This window comes from Aquibaculum arenosum (assembly GCF_029222965.1).
In the GTDB taxonomy this organism is placed as follows: domain Bacteria; phylum Pseudomonadota; class Alphaproteobacteria; order Kiloniellales; family DSM-21159; genus Aquibaculum; species Aquibaculum arenosum.
Genome location: NZ_JARHUD010000012.1, coordinates 1 through 24201 on the forward strand (window position 1 = coordinate 1; position 24201 = coordinate 24201).

Consider the following 24201-nt stretch of genomic DNA (forward strand, 5'->3'; position numbering starts at 1 on the left):
GCAGCCGCTCCTCCACGTCAAACAATCCCGGAGCTTTCGCCATCCCTTGCCTCCCCGCGCGTCCACCAGCCCAGTGAATCATAAACAGGCCAGCGCTGTGAGGTTAATAGAGGTGCCCAGCTCATGCCTGAACTCGTGGGACGGATCGTTTTTGTGCAGGAGGGGCGCTTTCGTCTGGTGTGTGCTCAGGGGCGAGTGATGCTTTTTCTGCTCTCTCCGCAGGCCCCGTTGGAACCGCAAGATCTGGTGGCGCTGCTGCAGGAGGGCGGGCCAGTTACTGTGCATTTCCATCAGCGTTCCGGCTTGATTGCTGGAATTGCACATAACGTTGCGAAACATTAGCCGTGACCTCCCAAGGCCGAACGCTGCCGAAGCGCCTCGAGGATTTCTTGCGCAACTGGTCGCTGCCTCGCCAGTTTGCCGGTGAGGACGCTGCCTCCGAAGCGGCTCAGAGCGAGGGCTCAAAGGGCTTGCGGCCGCGCCTGGAGGAGGCCGATCGCATTGGCACGAGCATCTGCCCCTACTGCGCCGTCGGCTGTGCACAACTCGTATATGCTAAGGATAACCAGGTGCTGCATGTGGAAGGCGATCCGCGCAGCCCGATCAATCAGGGAACGCTCTGCCCCAAGGGCGCCGCCACCGCCAGCCTTCTGGCCAACCCTGACCGCCTGACCACGGCATGTGGCGGTCGCACTCTTTGCTATGGGAGCCGGGCTGGCCGCTGGCGGATTTGTCGCGCGTGAAGTCGAGCGGCGTCGGTAGCCGATGGTGCAAAGCTTTCGAAGCTGGTGTCAGTGCATCGATCGGTCTTGGTTGTGCCACCTCAATCCTGACGAGCCTGGCTGCCTGATGGGTTCTAGCCAGGACCAGAGGCGGCACGGGCACTGACCCTGCATTCGATGTGCTTGCCGCCGGTCATCTGAGAGCCGGTCATCTGAAAACGGGAGCAAGACGGACGATGAACCAGGCCCAAGTACAGAAATCCAATGTCTTTTGGTTCGATAGTGCTGCGTCCCGCAGTCACGCCGTCTTGTCAGAAAACATATCCGTGGACGTTGCCATTGTCGGCGCGGGAATGGCCGGTTTGCATTGCGCTTGGGCACTTAGAAATGCTGGCCTGCGGGTCGCGGTGCTCGAGGCGCGGCAGATTGGCGGGCAAGCAACCGGCCGCTCCACTGCGAAGGTCACGTCCCAGCATGGGCTTCGTTACGCAAGCCTGGAGCGCAACCTCAGCGTCGATCGGGCAGCGCTTTACGCACGAGAAAACGAAGGGGCTTTGCAGTTGATAGCTGAAGCGTGCAGCCAAATCGGCTCCGCTGCTCAATTTGAACGACAAAACGCCTTCATCTACGCGACGAGCGAGCAGGAGGTGGAAGGTCTCGAGCGCGAGTTGGAAGCTGCCCGGAGGGCGGGCATCGACGCCACGATTGAGCGCCAGGCCTCCGCGCCGATCACCGCCGAAGCCTGGCTGAAGTTTCCGCAGCAGGCGCAGATCGACCCCTTCGGCTACCTCCAAGGCCTTGCCGGGCTTCTGGCCGGTAATCTGCGCATCTTTGAGCATAGCCGCGTGGTAAACATCGAAACTGGCAGTCCCTGCGTGCTGGAGGTGAACGATTGTGAGGTTCGGGCTGGATGCGTGGTGGTGACCACGCACATGCCGATCGTCAGCGAAAAGCACTACTTTGCGAAGGCTTATCCCTTCGCGCACGTAGTCGCTGCTGCGCCTCTTTCAGAGGACATTGCCGTTGATGGTATGTTCAAGAGCGCCGGCAGCCCCAGCATCTCCTTCCGTACAGCAAAGCGTGGCGGCCAGAGCTTTATTGTTGCGGCCGGCAGGGAATACCGTCCGGGCGTCCCGGCAGAGCAGCAGCACGCAACCGAGGAGCTCTGCCAGTTTCTGCAGCGGTATTTCAACATCGACACACCTTCCCATCTCTGGACGAACGAGGATTTTCGGCCGATGGATGGCATGGCCTTCGTCGGAAGAGTTGATGACAAGGAGCCGAATCTCTACGTGGCGACTGGATTTGATGCCTGGGGCCTCACCCAAGGGGCCTTGGCCGGTGAAGTGCTCGCGGCCGCGATTCTGGGATCGGACCATCCCGCAGCCCCGCTCTACGACGCCGCGCGCCTGAAACCCTTGGCGGGCGGCGCGCGATTCCTGAAGGAGAACACCAAGGCGGGTTTGCACATGGCCGGTGACCGTCTCTTCGGCCGCAAGACGCACCGCTTAAGCGCAATACCTCCCGGAGAGGGAGGTATAATCAAACAAGGCAGTGAACTGCTGGCGGTTCGAAGGGAACCGTCCGGGAAACTGCAAGCTCTGAGCGCAATCTGCACCCATTTGGGCTGCGTGGTTGATTGGAACGCGATCGACCGCACATGGGATTGCCCCTGTCACGGCTCGCGTTTCGACGAGGATGGTGCAGTAATCGCAGGACCAGCGACCTCGCGGCTCGAGCCTCGGGTGCTGACCGAGGATGAAGCGGACGAGCTATGAGGTCGCTGCTGAGGATGGCGCTGCTATCGACAGCGGCGATGGCTGGCCAATCGTCCGCTGCACCCCTCGCGGAAAACCAAAAACGGTGGCTTAGAGCGCTATGATTCCAAGGACTTAGAGAAGGTATGGCGGAGGGAAGGGGGCTGTGGTCGAACCTTCTCTCTGCAGAACGTCCACAGCAGAGCGTCTCCCGCTACACGTCGAACGCCCAGCGGCTGCAGCGTTTCAAGCCGGCCAAGCGCGGGAAGTTTCTTTTGCTGGAATGAGCCCGATTAGACGCATAAACTCTTAAACGAGCGCATTGTCATCCTTACGGATGGCGGACATTAGCTCAAGTATGCGACGCGCGCGGTAAACGATGGGATAGTCAATAAACTTGCCGTCCACTTGCAGCGCTGCGGATCCATCAGCCTCCGCAGCATCGAAAGCCGCGATGATGCGCTCAGCGTATGCTACCTCGTCGGCGCTCGGCGAAAACACGTCGTTGATGACGGCGATCTGCGAAGGGTGAATACCCATCTTTCCTTGGAAGCCCATCCGAAGGACCATTTCGGCCGACTGCCGAAGGCCTTCCTGGTCCTGTAAATCAACCCAGACCGAATCGAGCGGCGGCTCAAGGCCGGCTGCGCGGGACGTAGCAACGAGGCGACTACGTGCATACTCCAGTTCTCGCTCATTGGCGCTCCAGGTCAGATTCATGTCGAACGTAAAATCGCCTGCGCCAAATGCTATGCGTCGGACCCGGCGGCTGCCGGCCCGCGCTATCTCCTCAACTGCCATGAGACCTTTCCCCGTCTCTACGATGGGGATAATGTCGATGCAGCCTATTGGCATGCTTGCCCGCCGCTCGAGCTGGCTGATAAGCCAGTCGACGGTCAGCAACCCATCAGCAGACTCAACTTTTGGGAGTACAATGCCGTCCAAGCCCGGGCCGACTATATTAACAAGATCATCGTAGCAGAATTCGGTATCAATCGCGTTCACGCGCACGTAGGCGAGGCAGGGCCTGGAGCGCTGCAAGGCCGTTACGGCCATAGTACGCGCCTTGGGCTTCTCCGTGACAGCTACCGCGTCCTCAAGGTCGAGGATGGCCGCATCGGCGCCGAGCATAAACACCTTTTCTACCCGGCGCGGGTGGTTGGCCGGGGAAAACAGGAAACTCCGGAGAGGTCTATTCATAACTGATTCCCTTATCGCGTGGCAGCCGTCTAGGCTTTGAACTTAGGGTCGAGGAAGTCACGAAGGCTATCGCCGAAGAGATTGAACGCGAACACGGCCAGGCTGATCGCTAGTCCGGGAAAGAGAACCAGCCATGGAGCCTCTCGGTAGAAATCGGCATTGTTGCCGGAGAGCATAAGGCCCCAGGCTGGTGTCGGCTCCGTTACACCGAGACCAAGGAAAGATAGAGAAGCCTCAAGTAAGATCGCTTGGGCGATAAACGCGGTTAGCAGAATAAGATACGGCGCCATTACATTCGGCAACATGTGTCTCAAGACAATTCTAGCATGAGAAAAGCCTGCGGTACGCGCAGCGTCAATGTACGGCAGCTCGCGGATAGATAGCGCGGCGGACCTAGTCACGCGCGCCACTTTGGGTATGATCGGAATAGCGATCGCCAAGACGAGGTTGATGTCTATTCCGAGCCAGAGGTTGCGCCCTAGTATCGCAACCATGACCATCGCAAGAATAATAATGGGAAACGAAAGAAGTATGTCGATTAGTCGTTGGATAGCCATGTCGGTTTTCCCGCCGAAATATGCGGAGGCTACGCCGATGAGCGCGCCGACGCTCGAGCCCAGAAACGAGGACACCAGTCCGATAACCAGCGCGGTCCGAGCACCATAGATTATGCGGCTCAGGACGTCCCTGCCGTAGGCATCGGTTCCGAATGGGTGCTCCAGCGTGGGTGGCGCGAGCATAGCCATGTAGTTCATCGTGACAGGGTCGTGGGGAGCCACCGACTCAGCAAAGATGCCTGCAATCATCATTATCATGATCACTATTAGCCCAGCGGATCCCATAGGCTGTGTGGTAACGAACAGCATGATCTGCCCGCGCTGGCGCCTCGGCGCGTCCACCACCTTCGTGGTGGGCGAAGAGATGTCTGCCATAAGTCCCCTCACTGAAACCTGATGCGCGGATCGAGTAATGCATATAATACGTCGATCAGTAAGTTGATCATCACAAATATTAGTGCGATAAGCATTACAATTCCCTGGATTAAAGTAAAATCATTGTTGGCTGCGGCTTGCACAAACAGACGGCCAATACCATTAAGATTGAAAACCTGCTCAGTCACCACCAGCCCCCCGAGTAGAAACGCGAACTCTAGCCCGACGACGGTTATAGTTGGCAACATCGCATTTCGCATCGCATGGCGCGCAACCACCACCCTCTCGAAGAGGCCCTTAGCGCGGGCGGTGCGGATATAGTCCTCCTGCATGACTTCGATGATGGAGGAGCGCATCATTCGCGCGACAACAGCGGAGTAGCGAATGCCGATCACCAGCGCTGGCCAGATGAGAAGCGATATGTTGGCTATCGGGTCTTCCCAGAATGGCTTGTAGCCGAGCGGCGGCAGCCAGTCGAACCAAAGCAAAAGCATCATGATTACAAGCATGCCAAGCCAGAACGACGGCACGGCTAAACCAGCCATAGTGACAATGCGTAATGTGTAGTCAAGCCAACTTCCCCTATACAGCGCAGAGAGCGTGCCCATTGGCAATGCTACAAAGACGGCGATCACCGTCGCCATAAGTGCAACCTGAAAGGTCAGCGGCAAACGTGTAGCGATCTCGTCGTAAACCGGCCTGTTCGTCCACATTGAACGTCCGAGATCACCAGTGGTAAGCCCCACAAGCCAATCGCCGAGTTGGGCCGCCAGTGGCTTGTCGAGGCCCAACCGCGCGCGCTCCGCCTCCAACGCTTGCTGACTTACCACAGCGCCATCAGCGCTCAACTTGATCTCGACGATGTCGCCCGGCAGCACACGCAACATAAAGAAGACGAGTAGCGCGACCCCAAGTAGTGTGGGAATCATCAAGAGCAGGCGCTTAAGCAGATAGGTAACCATAGAATTAAACCTTGATGCAGGCCGCGCGGTGCCCGGGAGACAACTCGCGCAGTTCCGGAACGACCTCACGGCATGCGGCGCTCGCCAATGGGCACCGCGTATGGAAAACGCAGCCAGGGACCTGATTCAGCGGCGAAGGTAACTCGCCGGTTAGTGCTCGTGGCTTCCGGGATTTTTCGATAGCAGGATCAGGGATCGGTGCGGCGTCGAGCAGCGCTCGGGTGTAAGGGTGCTGGGGGTTGGCGTAGAGTTCGTCTCGCTTGGCGACTTCTACAATACGTCCGAGATACATGACCGCAACGCGGGTGGAGATATGCCTGACCACAGCTAGATCGTGGGCAACGAAGAGGTAAGTGAGGCCCAACCGCTGCTGGAGGTCTTCCAGCAAGTTTATGATCTGGCCCTGTATAGAGACATCTAGCGCCGATACGGGCTCATCACACACGATGACGTCAGGCTGCATGGCCAACGCGCGTGCAATGCCCGCGCGTTGGCGTTGCCCGCCCGAAAGCTCGTGTGGGTAGCGTTCCGACATGTAGTCGAATAGGCCGACGTGGCGGAGTAGTTCAGTCACGCGTGCGGCAGCTGCCGCACGGTTCGGCTCTAACCGGTACACGAGTAACGGCTCGGCGATGATCTGGCCTATGGTCATCCGCGGGTTGAGCGAGGCGTAGGGGTCTTGAAAGATGACTTGGATCGCCCGGCGGGCATCGCGCGCACTCCGTCGAGATCCAAGAGGCAGGGGAGCGCCATTGAAAAGAATGTCACCTTCCGTCGGCTCCTCAAGACCCAGGAGTATCCGACCTACAGTCGATTTTCCGCAACCAGACTCGCCGACTAACCCTAGCGTCTCTCCGGGACCGATCTCAAAGGAAACGCCGTCCACGGCTCTCACCAGAGAGGTCGCCGAGCGCAAGAAGCCGCCACTCGAAACCTTGAAATGCTTGTGCAGATTGCGCACGACAATGTGAGGAGCAACATCAACCTCTTCCGCTGCGTCATGGTCTGGTATGGCGGGCTGAGGTTTCAGTGCTAGATCGCCACGCAACAACTCGCGCGAGCGCCAACAAGCTGAGCGACACCCAGGCTCAACTTCGACCAGTGGCGGCTCCTCGTTACACTGCTGAATGCGGAACGGGCAGCGAGGTGCGAAGCGACATCCGAGCGGCGGATCAAGTAGGTTGGGCGGCGATCCCTCGATAGTCGCGAGTTTGTGATCGCGCCTTTGGTCGAGGCGGGGTACTGAACTCAGAAGCGACAGGGTGTAGGGGTGAAGCGGCCGGCCGAATAACGCACCGGCGCGGGCCTGCTCGATCTGCCGGCCTGCATACATCACGTTCACCCGGTCAGCATAACGGGCGACAATTCCTAGATTGTGCGTAATGATTATTAGAGCGATGTTCAGCTGCCGCGACAGATCCCGCATAAGCTCCAGGATCTGCGCCTGTATTGTGACGTCTAGCGCTGTGGTTGGCTCGTCGGCGATGATGAGTTTTGGGTTGCAGCTAAGGCCAATGGCAATCATGACGCGCTGGCGCATACCGCCAGAAAACTGATGTGGATACTGATTGAGACGGCGCTCAGGATCAGTAATGCCGACGAGACGGAGCAATTCGAGAGCTCTGCCGCGCGCCTCCTGAACTGTCATGTTCAAGTGTGTGAGTAGAGGCTCCATGATCTGGACACCGATGGTTAACACCGGGTTGAGTGAAGTCATGGGCTCTTGAAAAATCATCGAGACATCGCGCCCGCGATGCTCACGCATCTGCGCATCACTTAAATCCAGTAGATTTTGACCCTCGAACAGTATGCGTCCAGCCGTAACTCGGCCGGCGGGTTTCGGGAGCAAGCCCATGATCGCGAGCGACGATACTGATTTTCCGCAGCCACTCTCACCCACCAAGGCCACAATCTCGCCGGGCCAGACCTTGTAGCTCACTCCCTCCACCGCACGAAGGGTCCCGCGCGATGTCACGAACTCGACGTTGAGATTCTCTACGCTGAGAAGCGGCTCGGATTGCTCCACAAGCGGGCCTGTTTCCGCTCGATAGAGGTTCTGGGAGTCAATAGTCATCGCGGGTGCCTGTGCGCTTTTGCATAATTGGGCGGCACGCGCAGATGTCAGCGCGCGCCGCCCATGTTTTGAAATCTACTTGTCGAGCCAAACAGAACGCAGGTCTTGGTTTACCATGTGGCTCGGGAGGGCATTCCATCCTTTGACCTCGCTCGCCAATGCGACGTTGCGACCACCCCAGAAGCCAGGGGAGGAGTATGCCTCTGTGAGCAAATGGCTCTCCAGTTCGTTCACGAGTTCAGCCCGACGCTCAGGGTCAACCTCGCGCTTCTGCTTCTCGTAGAGTTCATCGACCTTGCGGTCGATGGCGCGTGACGTGTTCGCCGGAAATTTGTCATGCGAGAGGAAGCGGTTGAGCTGAACCGACGGGTCGTCATTCCATTCCCCGGCCGAATCAATCAGTACCTCAAACGCACCCGACAGACGGGATGTCGCCCACTGCGCTGTGTCCAACTGTCTGTGCTCAACGCTCACCCCGATTTGTCTCCATTGGTCGATTAGAAAGAGGCCGAGCGGCACGAACGGAGGCGTGGAGCGGTTGGTGAGGGTGAAGGAGAGGTTCTCAATGCCAGCTTCCTGCAGAAGTCGCTTCGCCTCCTCGCGCGCAGCCTCCATGTCCCGCGCAAAGCCAGGTAACGATTCTAGCTCCTCATCACTGAGGGACATGGCCGAGCCCGGTCGCGTCAGACCGCCTACATGTTGCAGGAACGTTATGCGCGACATGGGCTCGATCCCGCCCCAGCGGTCAATGGCCATGGTCAGCGCCTGGCGCACCCGGACATCGTCAAACGGCGGCTCTTCGGTGTTGAACGTTATGAAGAAGAATGCCAACCAGCCGCCCTCGATGAACTCGACTTCGTCGCCTCGTGCCTCTTTGACCCGTTCAGCGTCGGCGGGTGCCAGTCCACGAAACTCTGCTTGCACTTGATTACCAGAGAGCGCGTTCACCAGAGCGCTATTTGTCATGACAATCCCTCGAAACCCGTCGAGGTAGGGCATATCTGGATGATAGTATTCGTCAAAGCGGCTGCCTTCCCAGTGTGCTCCTGAGGCGTGTTCGACGAAGCGGAAGGGGCCGGTTCCAAGGATGTTCTCCACCGGAAAACGCTGATCGTCCTCCAGCTTCGCTGCTGCGTACACGCAGTTCCAGGGACTGGCAAAATTTGAGAGCATGCCAGCGTTGGGCTGAGATAACGTCATAACCACAGTGTGGTTGTCTGGTGTCTCTATGGTTTCGATGTCGTCGTAAAGCGCCTGACGAACTGAGACTACGCCTTCCGGCGGATTTCGTATGCGGTCATAAGTCGACTTGATGTCGGCCGCAGTGAGTGGGGTGCCATCGTGGAACGTAACGCCTTTACGGATGTGGAAGGTGTAGACCAGTCCGTCATCTGAAACTTCCCAGTTCTCCGCGAGGTCGCCCTCCAGCTCGGGATAATTCTCGGAATTGAAGCGTAAGAGGAGCGAATAATGCGGTGCAAGGTAGTGTAACTCTTGAAAGGAAACGGCCGCGTGGCAGTCATACGTTGAGGGTTCTCCGAGCACCGCATAAGTTAATGTGCCGCCCGCTTGGGGCTCGGAGGCAGTCGCGGCGGTCGGGGACAATGCCGCAAGCCCAAAAATTAGCGATACTGCGCTTAATAATCCTGATCTCATTGTTTCCTCCACTTGTTACGAATTATTGGATTACTTCTATGTTTAGAGCACAGCTCCTTTCGCGCGAAGTTGACTGATAGCAACCTTTGAAAAGCCGTGCTCGCTCAAGATTTCATCACTGTGCTGGCCAACGGCTGGCGCACCGAACGGGGCGGGGCCGGGCGCCCTATCAAACTTGACCGGCTTGGTCATTGTGCGGTAGGCGCCGACGTCCTTGTTTTCGAGTGTCGTGACCAGATTCTCAGCGAGCACCTGGGGGTGATCGAACATGTCTTCGATCGGGCGGACGACCGAGCAGGGGACACGGCCCGAGAAAATCTTTTCCCATTCTTCCGCAGTATGCGCCTTTAGTGCTTCGTGGAGCGCCGGTAGCAACTCATCCGCCAGCACCGCCCGTTTTTTCATGGTGTCGTAGCGCGCGTCCGCCCCAAGCTCGTCCAGGCCGAGCAATTCGCACAGCGCAGTCCAAAAATGAGTAGAATGAGCGGAAATGTACAGGCGGCCTTCCTTAGTCGGGTGGATGCCGGTGACACGGCCAGAACGAAGATCGCGATGCACCTCTCGTCCCTCACCCTGCGCCCAGACAAAACGACCAGCCTGCATCGTCAGAGCAGTCCGCAGAAGTGAACAGCTAACATACTGCCCTTGGCCTGTACGTTCGCGATGATACAGGGCAGAAGTGACCGAGTAAGCTAAAAGCGCAGAGGTGTAGTAGTCGACGATCGACCCTAAAACAAGCTGTGGGCTGCCATCTAAATCCGGTTGAAATGTACATATTCCCGTCATGCTTTGCAGTACTTGGTCAAAGCCGCCGTTGTTCTTCATTGGGCCTGTCTCGCCAAATCCGGTAACGGAGCAGTAAATAATGTCATCTTTTATTGTTTTTAATTTGTCGTATTCAATGCCGAGACGTGGTGGAACGGAAGGTCTGAAATTGTGCACAACGATGTCAGTGCATGAAACCATCTTGTAGAATGCTTCTAGTCCATCGGGATTCTTCAGATCCAGGACGATTCCACGTTTGTTACGGTTGGTTCCGAGGAATGCCCGGCTCTCGCCTTCAAGCGTCGAAGGATAGTTGCGCATCATATCGCCCTGTGGCGACTCGATCTTTATGACATCAGCGCCAAAGTCGGCCAGCAACGTGCAGCCGTAGGGTCCGGCCAGATAGCTGCTCAGGTCGAGAACCTTTACGCCGGTGAGGGTGCCTGCAGTCTGCTGCGCTCCCTCCTCATCTGACAGGGACCGTACTTCTGCTACCATTATTCGACTCCTTGTGCTCTCTGGAAGCGCCGCGCGCGCTCGATTAATCGTTCCGCGCGTTCGGCGATTGGCGCATCTATCATCTTTCCCTCAAAGTATGCTGAACCGCGGCCAGCAACGGCGGCCTCCCGGTAGGCGGCCAAGAGCCTTTTGGCCTGCGCAACCGCCTCCGGAGCCGGACTGAACCCCTCGTTCAGCAGCGGCACGATGCTGGGATGGATGCAGGCGCCTCCCTCGAAACCGAAGCGCACCGACTTTGCGATGATCGAGCGCACAGTTTCCAAGTTCTGATAATCCGCAACGGTACCCATGGTGCCGACCGGCGCGATGCCCGCGGCGCGCGCTGCTATCGCCGCATGCTGCTTTGGATACTCAAAAACTTCTGGAAGGGGATCGGCACCCGTCGACAAGGCAAAATCCTCGCCACCCAAGCTCAGGCCAATGTTCCTCGGATGTGCTGCCGCTATCCCGAAGATCCGCGAGAAAGCCGCCGCAGTCTCGACCATGGGTATAAGTCGGGTATGCCCGACGGGCATGTCGCGGTGGAGCTCGACCGCCTCGACCAGCTCGGCGAGCAGACGCACGTGGCTGGCGCTATCGATTTTGGGAAGCATTAGCGCGGCAACGTCCGGCAAAACGACAGCCTCGATGTCGCGGACAACCAGATCGAGCGGACGGTTGACGCGGATGATCACGTCGCCGCCCCGACGGCAACTCTGGGCGGCTTCCGCAATAAGTCTACGTGCCTCCTGCTTGTCCCCGTCGGCGACGCTATCCTCCAAATCAAGCACAATCGCGTCCGCGCCACGCAAGTGCGCCTTTTCAACGAAGCGTCTGACGTTCGCGGGCACATACAGCATCGAGCGCCAAGGGAACTGGCATAGCTGGTTGATACTCATTGTCCGAACCTCCCGCGCTAAATCGCTGCAGCCTAACGAGGCGACCGCTACTCTTCTCATTTGGCCAAAAGGTAGAGGATCGTTTCCCTAGAGAGGAAATACCGTTTATGCTGCTCCTCATAACCAACTGGAATGCCCATTTTTCGGGATATATCTTGAACATGAGCTTGCCCGTCATTTCGAGCGATCTCAGCCGCTTGCAACGGCGACTCGACTTCCGTCGGTTGCATTATTTCATGCAGATTGTAGATGCCGGCAGCCTCAGTAGCGCCGCCGTCGCGCTACGCGTTGCACAGCCAGCCTTGACAAAGGCCGTCCGCTCTTTGGAGTCCGACCTGGACCTGACGCTGCTCAAGCGCTCGCCGCGCGGCGTTAAGCCGACGGCAGCGGGATCGCGGCTATACGTGCACTGCAAGACACTATTCAGCCAGCTGGAAGTAGCCTACCTCGACTTGAAGCGCGAGGAGGAACTGCAGACGGTCGTCCGACTCGGCCTGCCTTATAGTGTCGGAGCAGTTATGGCCGCCCCTCTGCTCGAAGCGGCGGTTGAACAGACTCCGAACATCTCCTTGGAAATGACGGAAAAGCATACTCCGGAACTAGTGGGACTGGTCGCTGCCGGTAAGCTTGACCTAGCACTGATCTCGACCACGGACCGGTTCCCCGAGCTTGAATATAAGGATCTGGTAAGTGAGGAAATATTTCTCGTCGCGCCATTTAATCGACATGCGGCGGACCTGCGTTTGGGCATCGGAAGGCCGATTGAACTTAACCAGCTGCAACATGCCCCCATTATCCTACCTACGCCATCCCTGCACCTACGTATCTTAATAGAGCAGAAACTTAAGCAAGCCGGCGCAAACCTTCAGAATGTCCGAGAGATTGATGTATTCAGCATGATTCTGAACTGTCTAGACGCCGGGTTAGGCTACTCTATCCTGCCTGCAGGATGGATACACAGGGAGGTTGCCTCGAAGCGCCTGCGCGCCGCGAGTTTCCGCGATCGCTACCTTATGTCTCGCGTGATATCGCTGTGCTGGGCACGGCGCGACGATTCGCCTGACGTCACTGGCGCATTGAAGCTAATCGAGCGAGTAGCGGCTGGTCTAATAGATTCGGGCGGCTGGATGAGTGCCAGCATGATTGACAAGTAAAGTGGACCCCTTGGCCAGGACCATCTCTGCGGGCTTGTTAATTGGATTCTCGGCCGCTCCGCACTCCTAAAAACCAATCAAGTTGCGAAACCCTGCTGCTGATACGGTTGTGGGCATGTGGGCAACGCGCAAGCGTTGTCCAAGCGCAGCGTCATGTCCACAACTGTGCTGTCGATTTCCGCCCGGAGATGCCTATCGCGCCACACCGCCATCGGGGTCCGGTTGCCCAGCACCTGGTGTGGGCGTGTCTGGTTATAAAAGCTGATCCACGAACCGATCCCGGCACGCGCCTCGCCACCATCGGCATAGCCCTTCAGATAGACGTCCTCATGCTTGAGCGAACGCCACAGGCGCTCAATAAAGACGTTGTCCATCCACCGGCCACGGCCATCCATGGAGATGCGCACTCCGGCAGCCGTCAGTACGCCGGTGAAGGCGGTGCTGGTGAACTGGCTGCCCTGGTCGGTATTGAAGATCGCGGGCCGCCCGAAACGCCCCAGGGCCTCCTCCAGCGCCTCCACGCAGAACGAGCTGTCCATGGTGTTCGACAGCCGCCACGACAGCACTGCCCGGCTTGCCCAGTCCATGATCGCCACCAGATAGAGAAAGCTCCGCCCGATCGGAATGAACGTGATATCCGAGCACCACACCTGGTTCGGACGCTCGATGGTCATCGCGCGCAGCAGGTAGGGGAAGACCTTGTGTCCCGGTGCGGGCCTGCTCGTGCAGGGCTTCGGCCCCAAAGCGGCAATGCCCATCTTGCGCATCAGCCGCTGTACCCGCTTGCGATTGATGACATGGCCCTCCGCCCGCAGCATCACCGTCATCCGCCGCGAGCCGAAGAACGGCCAGGCGGTGAACAACTCATCGAGCCGCCGCATCAGGGCGAGGTCGTTGTCATCAGTCGCGGGCGGCGGTCGATAGACGCTGGAGCGGGCCACCCCGAGCAGCGCACATTGCCGGCGCACCGACAGGCCGTCATGTCGGCAGTCAACGAGCTTGCGGCGGTCCGGGGGGCTCATCTTCCGGACCTCCTGGCTAAAAAATCCCGCTCCACAAGCAGTTCGCCGATCTTGGCGTGCAAGCGCTCGACCTCCCGGTCGCGCTCAGCCGCAGCGTTGCCGCGGCCGCTTTCGAAAGCCCGGGCCGCCTGGTCCTGTAGCTGCTTCTTCCAAGCATAAATCTGGTTGGGATGAATCTGATAGCGCTGGGCCAGATCAGCCACCGTCGCCTGCTCACGCAACGCCTCCAGCGCAACCTTCGCCTTCACCGTCGCATCAATCTTCCGTCGCGTCCGCTTCGTCATTCTCCGCTCCTTTGCTGCGACGGAGCGGCACCGAATCCAATTAGTCAAGCGGTCCTAAATCCGGGGTCCACTTCACAGGAACGCCTACTTCGCGTTCTCAGGGCGACGACGTCAGCCGGGAGATCGGCTGCAGAAGGAGTCTCGATCCGGTGGACGGAGCTGGTTGAAAACGTTGGCTTTCGCGAAGCCGAACCGGGCCGGACGAGGTTCGCTCGGTTTGAGACGGAGGGCCGTTCAGAGACGGAAATTGGACCCGGCGTCAGCCTCTGAGGTTCGGGCGTCTCGGCTAAACGCCTTTGAAACAAACAGAAAAAAGGCCCCTAACAGGAGCCTCATCTCGGGTTCGCTACAAGATAATGGCGGAGAGGGAGGGATTCGAACCCTCGGTAGGGGGTTACCCTACAACGGTTTTCGAGACCGCCCCGTTCGACCGCTCCGGCACCTCTCCGCAGGTGTAGGCAAAGGGGCCCGCGGGGCCCGGGTCGACGATGGCGCGGACGTTAGCGAAAGCGCCCCCTGGCTGCAAGCGCCGGGCGTGGCCCGGGGCGAGAAATGTGTAGCGAGCGTACTGCGCCGACAAAAGCGAACGGGCGGCCCAAATGGAACCGCCCGCTGTTTAGCTTTTTGCCCGCTTGTTGTGCGGGCGCCAAGCGCCGTCAGTTGCCGATGCTCTCCACACCCAGGGAGATGGTGGCGACGTTCTGCGCGCCGATTGCCGTGGTGGAGATGCTGCCGATGTTGCCAATCGAGCCACCGCGCGAACGGCCCCAGCTGTCGGCATCAATGTTCACACTGCCGTCGATGAAGCTGTTGTTGTAGGCAGCGTTCACGATGATGGCGCTGGGCACCGTGGTCAGCGTCGATTCGTAGCTGACGGCAAGGCCGGTGCTGCTGCCGTAGAAGCCGGCCGCACCTCTGAGGCTGGCCCAATCCACGTGCACGTCCGTGTCGCGGAACCGGTCCACCTCCACATGGCCCATCGAAGCATCAACGCCAATGAAGCCCGCAGCCTGCTCATGGCGGAGGGCTCCCTTGAACTCAACGGTCTCGCTGTGGGCCCCGGTTTCGATCGTGACGTTGTTCACCGCGCCGGCTGCCAGGGTCTCCAGGGAGCCCAGGCCCTTGCGGTGCGAGCCGATGTTGCCGATGCGGCCGCCGTCGTCGGCACTGATGTTGATGCTCCCGTCGATGCGCGCCGTGTTGATGGCAACGTTGACCCATGGATCGGGGATGGAGATGTCGAGACCTCCGAGCTCAGGTACGCTGATATCGATCTCGGCCTGGGCGACGCCGACGGTGCCGGCGAGCAGCAGGGCGGATAGGGAGACTGACCATAATCCTGTGCGCATGAGACATTTCCTCTCTCTGGCGTGTTGTTATCGCGGTCGCTGTCCTGGCCGGCGGCTACTGCAGCAGGCGGACATCGACCGGGCGCTCGACGCCGCTTTCGGGTGACAGCGCCGGTGTCTCCTCGGCCTGCTCCCCTTCCGCTGCGTCGTCCGTCGGCTCGAACCAGGAGCCCTGCTCCGGGTCCAGCGAGCCGCTCGGTTCCTGGGTTTCGTTTGTGGTTGGTGTGGCGCGTACGCCCGTTTCGCCGGATTCCTCTGACGCTGCCGGCGGTGCGCCGGCGTCGGGCGTGCTGCGGCCGCTGCTGCATGCCGGTGAAAGCGCCCGTTAAGGGGACGGCACGCGTGGTGCGGCGATGTGAAGGGTGAAGCTTGGGCGGATCTCGTCCGCCGTGGGGCCCGTGCAGCCCACAAAGCAAAAGCCCGCCAGGCCATTGACCTAGCGGGCTTTTCTGTTGGTAGCGGGGGAGGGACTTGAACCCCCGACACGCGGATTATGATTCCGCTGCTCTAACCAGCTGAGCTACCCCGCCCCGGAGGGCGCCTTCTAATAGGAAGCGGGGGTGGTTCCTGTCAAGCGTGCTGCGGCGCCGCGGACGGCAAAATGTGGTGTGCGGCGGGGCGCGGCGCCAGCCTGGGCTCAAGCGGCCCAGGCCTCCGTTCAGCGGTTCCAGGCCTGCTGCACCTCGAAGTGACGGCGGATCGCATCCACGACACCCTCCGTGAAACGCTGCCGATGCCCGGGGTCGCGCAGGCGGCGTTCCTCCTGGGGGTTGGAGATGTAGCCGATCTCCAGCAGCACGGAGGGCACGGTGGGGGATTTCAGCACCGCGAAGCCGGCGAAGCGGTGGGTGTTGCGCAGCAGCTCCACCCGCTGGCCCAGGGAACCGACCAGCATGGCCGCGTAGGTCTTGGAGAGGTTCATGGTGTCGCGCTGCGCAAGGCCCAGCAGGATCTGCCCCACCTCGGCCGGCCGGGAGGCCAGGTTGAGGCCGCCCACGGCATCGGCGCGGTTCTCCTTCGCCGCGAGCGCGGCGGCTTCGGCGTCGGAGGCCTCTTCCGACAGGGTGTAGACCGAGGCGCCACGGATGTCGCCCGAGGGGTGGGTGTTGGCGTGGAAGGAGATGAAGAGATCGCCGCGCGACTTTTCGGCAATGGCGAAGCGCTGGCGCAGCGGGATGAAGCGGTCGTCGTCGCGGGTCATCACCACGCGATAGCGCCCGGTGGCGGTAAGCGCGTCGCGCAGGCTGCGGGCGTAGCTCAGGACCAGGTCCTTTTCCTTGGTGCCGGAAACGCCGATGGCGCCCGGGTCGATGCCGCCATGGCCGGCATCGATGACGATGGTCGGGCGATGGTCGCGCGGTGGCGAGGGGACACCGGGCAGGGCGATGTCGATGGGCGCCAGCGGCTGGGCCGATTCGCGCAGACGGCCGACCTCCGCGCTCTGGAAAGCGTTGGCCGGCACGGGTTCCAGGTCCACCACCAGCCGGTGACTGCGTCCGGACTGCGGCGGCAGTTCCAGCACCCGTCGCACGCCCGCCGGTCGGTCGAGATCGAGCACCACGCGGCTGGTGCCGGGCGTGAAGAGGCCATAGCGCAGGGCCGAGACGTAGCCGCCGGCGATCTCTCCCGGCGGGTCGTTCCAGGTGATCTCCTGCAGGTCGATGACCACACGGTAGGGATCCGGCAGCGCGAAGACGCGCCAGGAGGAGCGCTCGCTGAGTTCCAGCACCACTCGCGTCATGTCCGGGTGGGTGCCGATCCGCGCATCAAGCACCGACGGCCGCGCCGCTGCCTGGCTCCCCAGTCCGAGGAGCAGCAGCAGCGCCAGCAACAGATGCAGCGTCCGGTATCCCTGCTTTCGACAGGGCATCAAGAATACCCCCTATCGCCCTGATAAACAGTCCAGTTTGCGACGATAGCGCGTCCCCGGCCTCACTGCAATGAAAAGCCGGATGCGGCCAAAATCTCCAGAGACGGTTGATGCAAGGGCGCGTCGATGCGGGGCGCCGGCGCGCGTCAGCTCTCGGCGCGTGCCTCGGCGATCAACTGGCGCAGGCTGTCGAGCCCGACTGCGCCCGGCAGCAGGCGGTCGCCGACGATGAAGGCCGGGGTGCCACGGATCTCCAGGGCTTCGGCCAGGGCATGGTTGCTGCGCAGCTGCTCGGTGATCGTCGGATCGTTCATGTCCTGGCGCAGCCGGGCAATGTCGAGGCCGGTGTCCTCGGCGATGTCCAGGATTTGATCTTCGGTCAACTGGCCGCGGTGGGCCATCAGGGCCCAGTGCAGTTCCTCGTAACCGCCCTGCCGTTGGGCAGCCAGGGCGGCGCGCGCGGCCACCAGGGAGGCGGGCCCCAGGATGGGAAACTCCTTCATCACCAGGCGAAGGTTCGGATCCTCGCGCAGCAGGGTCTGCAGTGGCTCGCTCACCTGCTTGCAGTAGCCGCACTGGTAGTCGAAGAACTCCACCAGGGTGACGTCGCCTTCGGGATTGCCCAGGACCGGGGCGGCGGGATCCTCCTCCAGCGCCACCCGATGCTCCGAGAGGCCTTCGCGTTGCCGGCTCTCCTGCCGCTCCTGGCTGCGCCGCTCCAGCACGCCCAGCGCTTCCATGATGATCTCGGGATTTTCCAGCAGGTAGTCCCGCACCACCTCTTCCACCGCCTGGCGCTCGGTCCCACTCATCTGCGCGTGAGCTGGCTGCGTGGCCAATTGCGTGCCCAGCGGCGTGAGCATCAGCGCGGCGGCCGCCAGCAACAGGCCAGCAAAAAGGCGTCGGGGGAAGGTCACGGGGCAGGATTCCTCATGCTCTGAAACTGTCGACATCGGGTGTGTGTCTTGCGTGGTTCTGCAAGCCGGCGCCGCCGAGGTCAATGGAAAGGCCTCCCTGCGGTTCACCGGCGCTCACGCTCAGCGCGCTCTTCCTCGCGCTCCGCAACCTCGGCCAGATCGCTGGCCCGCAGCCAGGCGGAGGTGCCCTCGGGCAGCATGCGCTGGGCGCGCTCAGCTTGGCCTCGCGCCTCGTGCCAATTGTCCTCGGCAAAGTGCATCTCCGCCAGGGAAAGCGCTGCCAGACCGGTCTCGCCCTGGCGGCCCTGGGCGATGGCCTTGAGCCGCCAGGCGCTGGGATTGTCCGGCTCGCGCGCCAGAACCTGCTCGAGGTTGCTCAGCGCTGCCCGGTTGCTCTCCGACTGGTTCAGCTCCACCTGGGCCTGGGCAAGACGCAGACGCATCTGCGCGGCGTCTGGCTGCAGGCTCACGGCCTGCTGGTAGGCGGGCACGGCTTCGGCGGCCCGGCCGTTCTCCAGCAGGATCTGGCCGCGCAGCTCGTGGAAATAGGGATCCTGCGGATGGTCCGCGAGCAGCGCATCGATCTGCTGCAGCGCTTCGTCCATGCGTGCGGCGCGGTGGGCGGCGATGGTGCGGGCATAGCGGGCCGGCAGCGACTGGTCGCTCTCGGGGTAGCGGCGAGAAACGACCTGAGGCGGCTCGATAAAGCCCACCAGCTTGGCCCGCATGCGCTCGTGCTTTTCGCGCAGCTCCGCCGGCACCTCCTCTCCCTGGTAGGGGGAGTTGCGCACCGCTTCGTCCAGAAAGCTCACGCGCTCGCGGCTCAGCGGGTGGGTGCGCAGGTAGGGGTCTTGGTTGGAGGACAGCAGCACCTCCTGGCCTTCCAGCAGGCTCATGAAGTCGCGCAGGCCTTCGGGGCTGAGGCCGGCGCGGCGCAGGTAGGTGATGGCGGCCTGGTCTGCGGCCTGCTCCTGGCCGCGGGTGTAGGCGAGCAGGCCGCGCAGGGCGGCATCCTGGCCCATGCCCATGACTGCGCCTGCGGCCCGTCCGTCACCGCTGGCCGCCGCCGCGCCCAGGCCGAGCAGCAGGGAGGCGATCGCTTTGATGGAGGCATTGCGCAGTTCTTCACCCCGTCCGGCGATGTGACCGCCGGCGATGTGACCGGCTTCGTGGGCGATGACTCCGATCAGTTCCAGGGGGTCCTCGGCGCGCATCAGCAGGCCGGTGTGCAGGAACATGCGGTTGCCAGGAATGACGAAGGCGTTGAGGCTGCGATCCTGTATGATGTAGATGTCTATCGCCTGTGGGCTCAGTCCCGCTGCCTGCAGGACCGGGGTTGCGTAGCTGCGAATGGTGTGTTCGATCTCTGCATCGCGGATCAATGTTACGCCCTGAGCCTGGGCACGCGGGGGCACGACGGCTCCGAAGGCTGTCACAAACAACAGGGCGATGGCGAGAATGGTACGACGCAGCTGCAACGCTAAATCCTTCCCTGGCCAGAAGGCTAAGGTTCCAGACAGCCGAACTCAACGCAAGCGCCGTGGCGGAATTATGGCGCTTGCTGGCGCACTCTTGCTGGGGGCGTGCAGCGGAGAACCGACTCCCGGCTCGGTGGCTGTTGTTGAAGGCTTCGCCGGCCTGGTCGCGGCCGACGAACCCCGCGCGGCGGTGATCGGACGAGACGTGCTGGGCCGCAATGGCACGGCTGCGGATGCCGCGGTGGCCATGGGCTTTGCCATGACCGCCTCCTACCCCTCGCGCGTGGGTCTGGGCGGTGGCGGAGTCTGCGTCGTCTATGACGGCCCTGATCTGGAGGGAACCTCGATCGCCTTCCTGCCAGAGGCCGATGCCGAGGGCGCGGTGGCGCCGATGATGGCCCGCGGCCTAGCCCTGTTGCATGCGCGCTTCGGCTCGCTGCGCTGGGAGCTGCTGGTTTCGCCGGCGGAGAATCTGGCGCGGCAGGGCAATCCAGTCAGCCGTGCCCTGCGCCAGGATCTCGAGACCGTCGATCCGGCAGTGGCGCAGCAGTCCAGTGTGGTGGCGCGCTTCTTCCGCGATGGCCGGCCCCTGGAGGTCGGCGACCGGGCCACGGTGCCGGAGTTGGCCGGCGTGCTCAGCGGCCTGCGCAGCCGCGGCGTGGCCTATATGACCGGCGGATCCTATTCCGAGCGTCTGGTGGCGGCCGCGCAGGCACAGGGCCAGGCCCTGACGCCGGCGAAGTTGCGCGACTCCTTGCCGCAGGTGGCGCCGGCGCGTGAAGTGCCGGTAGGTAACGATGTTTTGCTGCTGCCGGCGGAAGAGGCCGTGGGGCCGCGCACGGCGGCGCTGCATCAGGGGCAAGGCACCTCTGCTACGCGTCAGTCCGCTGTGCCCGCGGCGGGCTTCGTGGTCGCTGATCGCTTCGGTTATGCGGTGGCCTGCGCTTTCACGCAGAACGGACTCTTCGGCAGCGGCCGGGAACTGGGCGACACCGCCGTCATGCAGGTGGATCCGGCCCCCGCCGGGGCCTATGCCGGCTCCATGGCCACGGGCCTGATCGCCAACAAGAACATCATCCGGGTGCGCTATGGTGCCGCAGCCAGCGGCTTCGATGCGCCAGCGGCCCTGGCCGAGGTGCTGGACCGTTTGGCCGACCTGGGGGAGACGGTGGACGGGGCGGTCGCCGCGCCACGCAGCGGTGCCGCGGACGAGGCGCGGGTCCAGGCCTTCCGCTGCCCTAACGGAGCGACCGCCGGCAGCGGCATTTCCTGTCGTGTCGCCAGCGATCCACGTGGCAACGGCCTGGCGGAGATCGCGAACTGATTGGCGATCCCCCATATTTTGCAGGGTTGAACGGCGCGCGGGGCGGTGATAGGCCACGCTTCACCGCCATGACCGAGAGCGCTTTCTTGCGCCTTATCCGGAGAGATCAGCGATGACCTACGTCGTCACCGAAGCCTGCATCAAGTGCAAGTACATGGACTGCGTCGAGGTCTGCCCCGTGGACTGTTTCTACGAGGGGGAGAACATGCTGGTCATCCATCCCGATGAGTGCATCGACTGCGGCGTGTGCGAGCCGGAATGCCCGCCCGAAGCCATTCTGCCCGACAGCGACCCCGCCGCTGACGACTGGCTGGAGTTGAACAAGCAGTACAGCGATGCTTGGCCGAACATCAACCGCAAGGGTGAGGCGCCGGCAGACGCGGATGAGTACAAGGACGTCGAAGGCAAGTACGCCAAGTACTTCAGCCCGGAACCCGGCAAGGGCTCCTGAGGCGAGACGTCTTTGGACCGAGTCGCGTCAATCTGACCAGCTTCCGGATTGAACGCGTGAATTGCCGCGCCGCTTGCCCGGCGGACAGGGAGCGTGTGTCAGCGGGAGTCGTTGTTTTCTCCGGCCGCTCGTAGTATGCTTTGTTGCATTGCGGTGGTCGGTGTGTCCGGCCGTCGGACGAGAGACGTCGAGGGTCGCTGAACTCCCTGTACCACAGGCAGTGAAATCACCGGCAACATACACGCTGCAGAGCGAAACGCTCGGTACGGGCTTTGTCCCCAGTGTCGAGGACAGACAGCCTGCAGAGTTGGCCGGATATCCAGTGACGCGACCCTTGTAGCCCTGTGAGTCCCGTCCGGCAAGCGGGTGTTTTGACGGCCGAGCGGCGGCCGCCGGCAGCACCGACCCGACATTGGAGCAGAAGGCGAAAGATGGCGAAGAAGCTGGAGTTTACCGAGGGGGATTTCGTCGTCTACCCGACGCACGGCGTCGGGCGGGTAATGGGAATCGAGAATCAGGCGGTCGGCGGGCAGGAAGTCGACCTGATCGTCATCAAGTTCGAGAAGGATCGCATGATCCTGCGGGTGCCGGTGGAAAAGGCCCAGAATTCCGGACTGCGGCGCCTTTCCTCGCGCAAGATCATGGATTCGGCCCTGACCACCTTGAAGGGGCGCAGCCGCGCCAAGCGGACCATGTGGAGCCGGCGAGCGCAGGAGTACGAGGCCAAGATCAACTCCGGCGATCCCGTATCGATCGCCGAGGTCGTGCGCGACCTGCATCGCGCGGATGATCAGCCGGAGCAGTCCTACAGCGAACGACAGATGTATCAGGCTGCGCTGGAGCGTCTGGTGCGCGAATTCGCGGCGATGGAGCAGATCGACGAGGCTGCTGCAGCGGAGAAGCTGGAGCAGCTGCTCAAGGCCGCGTAAGGCAGGTCGCGTGAAGCCGGTCCGGCTCACGCTAATTCTCTGGCTGTTGAAGCCCGGATCACCCTTGATCGGAAACCTTGTGGTTCAGATTGAAGGCGATCCGGTCTAAGCTGGTCCGACTCCGACTCCGCCCCTTGTGGTGAGATCCGGGGCCGGGATGCGTGTCGGTGTGTGCCGGCCGTGGATCCCCTTATCGGCAAGCAGCAGGATGCAGCGGCGAACATGGCGGCTTCCCAGATCTTTGCGACCCTGACCGACGATTATCAGCGGGTGTGGGCCGTCGCGTCGATCCATGGCGAAGTCGGGCGCCTCGAGGCGTTGCATGCGGGGCTCTGGGATCGTTTGCGGCCCGGTGACCGTTTGGTCTATTTGGGTAACGCCATTGGCCGGGGGCCGGACTCCTGCGCCACCATCGACGAACTGCTGAGTTTCCGCCGCGCCTTCATGACGCTGCAGCCGGAAGAGGCGCCGCAAGTGGTCTTCCTGCGCGGGGCGCAAGAGGAGATGTGGCAGAAGCTGTTGCAACTCCAGTTCGCCACCGACCCGCCCGGCGTGCTGGAATGGATGCTGCAGCAGGGCGTTGCTGAGACTCTTGCCGCTTACGGCTTTGACATGGAGGAGGCGCGCCGCGCGGCCTCCAGCGGGGCGGTCGGCGTGACGCGCTGGACCCAGGCGCTGCGCCAACGCATCCAGGCGGCGCCCGGGCATTACGCCTTCATGGGCGAGATCCGCCGCGCCGCCTTGACCGACGATGGCGCGCTGCTTTTCGTCAATGCCGGTTTGGACCCCAGCCGTCCCCTGGAAACCCAGCGTGACAGCTTCTGGTGGAGCAGCGCCGCCTTTGCGCGCATGAGCGAGCCGTATGGCAGCTATCATCGGGTGGTGCGCGGCTTCGACCCACGTCATCCCGGTGTCGAAATCGGCGATTTCACAGCGACGCTGGATGCCGGCTGCGGCTTCGGCGGAACGCTCCTCGCCGCCTGCGTTCTGCCAGACGGCACCATCGAGGAAGCCCTCGAAGCGTAAGCGCGCTCAAGAAAGATCGCGATCCGGCCCGGAAACACAACCCCAACGCTCCGCTGCAGCCTGCACACCAGCGGTCACATAGGACGCATCAGCCGGGGGAGTGGATCCCTCCTCGCTCCCCCGGCCTTACTGATGCGCGGGCGCGTCAGGCCAGTTCGATGTTTTCGGCCATTGGGCCCTTCTGGCCCATGCGCGTCGTCACCCGAACTCGCTGATCCGGCTCGAGCATCGGAACGCGCGCGCGTTCCAGAACGCGGGCGGAGACGAAGACGTCCTTGCTGCCGTCGTCGGGCACGATGAAGCCGAAGCCCTTGTCGGCATTGAAGAACTTGACCGTCCCCTCGATCTCCTGGCCGCCACCCTGATCGCCGCGGCCATAACCGCCGTGACCGCCGGAGTTGCCGCCACCATAGCCACCGCCGAAGCCGCCGCCATAGCCGCCACCGTAGCCCTCGTCGCGACCGCGGGGGGCCGGCCGACCTTCAGGCTCATGCTCGATGCTGGTGATCTCGGCCACCTGCATTCCCTTGCGGCCCGGTTGCACGGAGCAGATGACTTCGGCTCCCTCCGCAAGCTCATTGCGGCCGATTGCCTGCAATACTGAGACATGCAGGAAGGCGTCCGGCGAGCCGTCGTTCGGCTGGACGAACCCGAAGCCTTTGGCGGTGTTGAACCACTTGACGACCGCGCGCACGTCGGCGCGGGTATCGCCCGACCCGAAAGCGTTATTCATGACTGAATGGGTACTCCTGGAGGGTAGGTAAGTCTGCGGCGCCCCAGACAGACGCCGCGTCCACCGCCATGCCAGAATCGTTCGCCTGGAGGAGAGACAACTCCGCCGGACGGTTGAGGAAACCAACTTTTGTGAGTGTAACCACGGATTAACGAGCTTCATGCACGGCTGCGCGACGGGGTGCAGTATAACCGATCCC

21 protein-coding genes and 2 tRNA genes are annotated in these 24201 nt (G+C 61.8%); 8 read left to right on the forward strand and 15 right to left on the reverse strand.

Going from position 1 to position 24201, the window contains the following annotated elements; genetic code table 11:
* Window positions 1–123 precede the first annotated feature (123 nt).
* The 3 genes from P2G67_RS15210 (at window position 124) to P2G67_RS15220 (ending at window position 2500) form a co-directional block, all read left to right on the forward strand.
* Window positions 124–342 carry a hypothetical protein gene (locus tag P2G67_RS15210; protein WP_275824114.1) on the forward strand — a complete coding sequence of 73 codons (219 nt, stop codon included), beginning with the start codon at window positions 124–126 and terminating at the stop codon, window positions 340–342.
* Window positions 343–344: 2 nt separating this feature from the next.
* Window positions 345–743, forward strand: a complete 399-nt coding sequence (locus P2G67_RS15215; protein ID WP_275824115.1) for a hypothetical protein — start codon at window positions 345–347, stop codon at window positions 741–743.
* A 215-nt stretch (window positions 744–958) separates the two neighbouring features.
* Window positions 959–2500, forward strand: a complete 1542-nt coding sequence (locus P2G67_RS15220; RefSeq protein ID WP_275824116.1) for an FAD-dependent oxidoreductase — start codon at window positions 959–961, stop codon at window positions 2498–2500.
* 288 nt (window positions 2501–2788) lie between these two features.
* On the opposite strand, the gene P2G67_RS15225 is transcribed toward P2G67_RS15220, so the two are convergent.
* The 7 genes from P2G67_RS15225 to P2G67_RS15255 form a co-directional block, all read right to left on the reverse strand.
* Entirely contained in the window at window positions 2789–3679 is an 891-nt protein-coding gene (locus P2G67_RS15225; protein WP_275824117.1) for an HpcH/HpaI aldolase/citrate lyase family protein, read from the reverse strand.
* Between the two features lie 29 nt (window positions 3680–3708).
* The gene (locus tag P2G67_RS15230; RefSeq protein WP_275824118.1) at window positions 3709–4611 is read right to left on the reverse strand and encodes an ABC transporter permease; all 903 of its coding nucleotides are present in this window, start codon (window positions 4609–4611) and stop codon (window positions 3709–3711) included.
* An 8-nt stretch (window positions 4612–4619) separates the two neighbouring features.
* A complete protein-coding gene (locus P2G67_RS15235; protein WP_275824119.1) occupies window positions 4620–5573 on the reverse strand; it encodes an ABC transporter permease in 954 nt (317 codons plus the stop codon).
* A 4-nt stretch (window positions 5574–5577) separates the two neighbouring features.
* Window positions 5578–7647, reverse strand: a complete 2070-nt coding sequence (locus P2G67_RS15240) for an ABC transporter ATP-binding protein (protein ID WP_275824120.1) — start codon at window positions 7645–7647, stop codon at window positions 5578–5580.
* 75 nt (window positions 7648–7722) lie between these two features.
* Entirely contained in the window at window positions 7723–9303 is a 1581-nt protein-coding gene (locus tag P2G67_RS15245) for an ABC transporter substrate-binding protein (protein WP_275824121.1), read from the reverse strand.
* A 42-nt stretch (window positions 9304–9345) separates the two neighbouring features.
* A complete protein-coding gene (locus P2G67_RS15250) occupies window positions 9346–10566 on the reverse strand; it encodes a CaiB/BaiF CoA transferase family protein (protein WP_275824122.1) in 1221 nt (406 codons plus the stop codon).
* Complete coding sequence (locus tag P2G67_RS15255; protein ID WP_275824123.1) at window positions 10566–11465, reverse strand: HpcH/HpaI aldolase/citrate lyase family protein; 900 nt, start codon at window positions 11463–11465, stop codon at window positions 10566–10568. Before P2G67_RS15255 ends, P2G67_RS15250 begins: the two co-directional genes overlap by 1 nt.
* 107 nt (window positions 11466–11572) lie before the next feature.
* Here P2G67_RS15255 and P2G67_RS15260 point away from each other — a divergent pair, with 107 nt between their 5' ends.
* The gene (locus tag P2G67_RS15260) at window positions 11573–12619 is read left to right on the forward strand and encodes a LysR family transcriptional regulator (RefSeq protein WP_275824124.1); all 1047 of its coding nucleotides are present in this window, start codon (window positions 11573–11575) and stop codon (window positions 12617–12619) included.
* Window positions 12620–12696: 77 nt separating this feature from the next.
* Here P2G67_RS15260 and P2G67_RS15265 read toward each other — a convergent pair.
* From P2G67_RS15265 to P2G67_RS15295, 7 genes are all read right to left on the reverse strand, one after another.
* A protein-coding gene (locus P2G67_RS15265; protein ID WP_437124263.1) for an IS3 family transposase occupies window positions 12697–13925 on the reverse strand; the annotation gives its coding sequence in 2 pieces (ribosomal slippage) (window positions 12697–13658 and window positions 13658–13925; 1230 coding nt in all).
* A 357-nt stretch (window positions 13926–14282) separates the two neighbouring features.
* Window positions 14283–14373: transfer RNA gene (locus P2G67_RS15270), tRNA-Ser, on the reverse strand.
* Window positions 14374–14581: 208 nt separating this feature from the next.
* Entirely contained in the window at window positions 14582–15274 is a 693-nt protein-coding gene (locus P2G67_RS15275; protein WP_275824125.1) for a hypothetical protein, read from the reverse strand.
* A gap of 453 nt (window positions 15275–15727) precedes the next feature.
* Window positions 15728–15804 (reverse strand) — tRNA-Met (locus P2G67_RS15280).
* A gap of 128 nt (window positions 15805–15932) precedes the next feature.
* Window positions 15933–17144, reverse strand: a complete 1212-nt coding sequence (locus P2G67_RS15285) for an N-acetylmuramoyl-L-alanine amidase (RefSeq protein ID WP_275824126.1) — start codon at window positions 17142–17144, stop codon at window positions 15933–15935.
* A gap of 146 nt (window positions 17145–17290) precedes the next feature.
* Entirely contained in the window at window positions 17291–18061 is a 771-nt protein-coding gene (locus tag P2G67_RS15290) for a DsbA family protein (RefSeq protein ID WP_275824127.1), read from the reverse strand.
* Window positions 18062–18165: 104 nt separating this feature from the next.
* The gene (locus tag P2G67_RS15295) at window positions 18166–19539 is read right to left on the reverse strand and encodes a M48 family metalloprotease (RefSeq protein WP_275824128.1); all 1374 of its coding nucleotides are present in this window, start codon (window positions 19537–19539) and stop codon (window positions 18166–18168) included.
* Window positions 19540–19612: 73 nt separating this feature from the next.
* Here P2G67_RS15295 and P2G67_RS15300 point away from each other — a divergent pair, with 73 nt between their 5' ends.
* From P2G67_RS15300 to P2G67_RS15315, 4 genes are all read left to right on the forward strand, one after another.
* Window positions 19613–20863 carry a gamma-glutamyltransferase gene (locus P2G67_RS15300; RefSeq protein ID WP_275824129.1) on the forward strand — a complete coding sequence of 417 codons (1251 nt, stop codon included), beginning with the start codon at window positions 19613–19615 and terminating at the stop codon, window positions 20861–20863.
* 112 nt (window positions 20864–20975) lie between these two features.
* Complete coding sequence (gene fdxA, locus P2G67_RS15305; protein ID WP_275824130.1) at window positions 20976–21314, forward strand: ferredoxin FdxA; 339 nt, start codon at window positions 20976–20978, stop codon at window positions 21312–21314.
* Window positions 21315–21745: 431 nt separating this feature from the next.
* Window positions 21746–22243, forward strand: coding sequence for a CarD family transcriptional regulator (locus tag P2G67_RS15310; RefSeq protein WP_275824131.1), 498 nt, complete (start codon window positions 21746–21748; stop codon window positions 22241–22243).
* 180 nt (window positions 22244–22423) lie between these two features.
* Window positions 22424–23269, forward strand: coding sequence for a metallophosphoesterase family protein (locus P2G67_RS15315; protein WP_275824133.1), 846 nt, complete (start codon window positions 22424–22426; stop codon window positions 23267–23269).
* A gap of 145 nt (window positions 23270–23414) precedes the next feature.
* On the opposite strand, the gene P2G67_RS16470 is transcribed toward P2G67_RS15315, so the two are convergent.
* Complete coding sequence (locus P2G67_RS16470; RefSeq protein ID WP_437124264.1) at window positions 23415–24002, reverse strand: cold-shock protein; 588 nt, start codon at window positions 24000–24002, stop codon at window positions 23415–23417.
* Window positions 24003–24201: the final 199 nt, after the last annotated feature.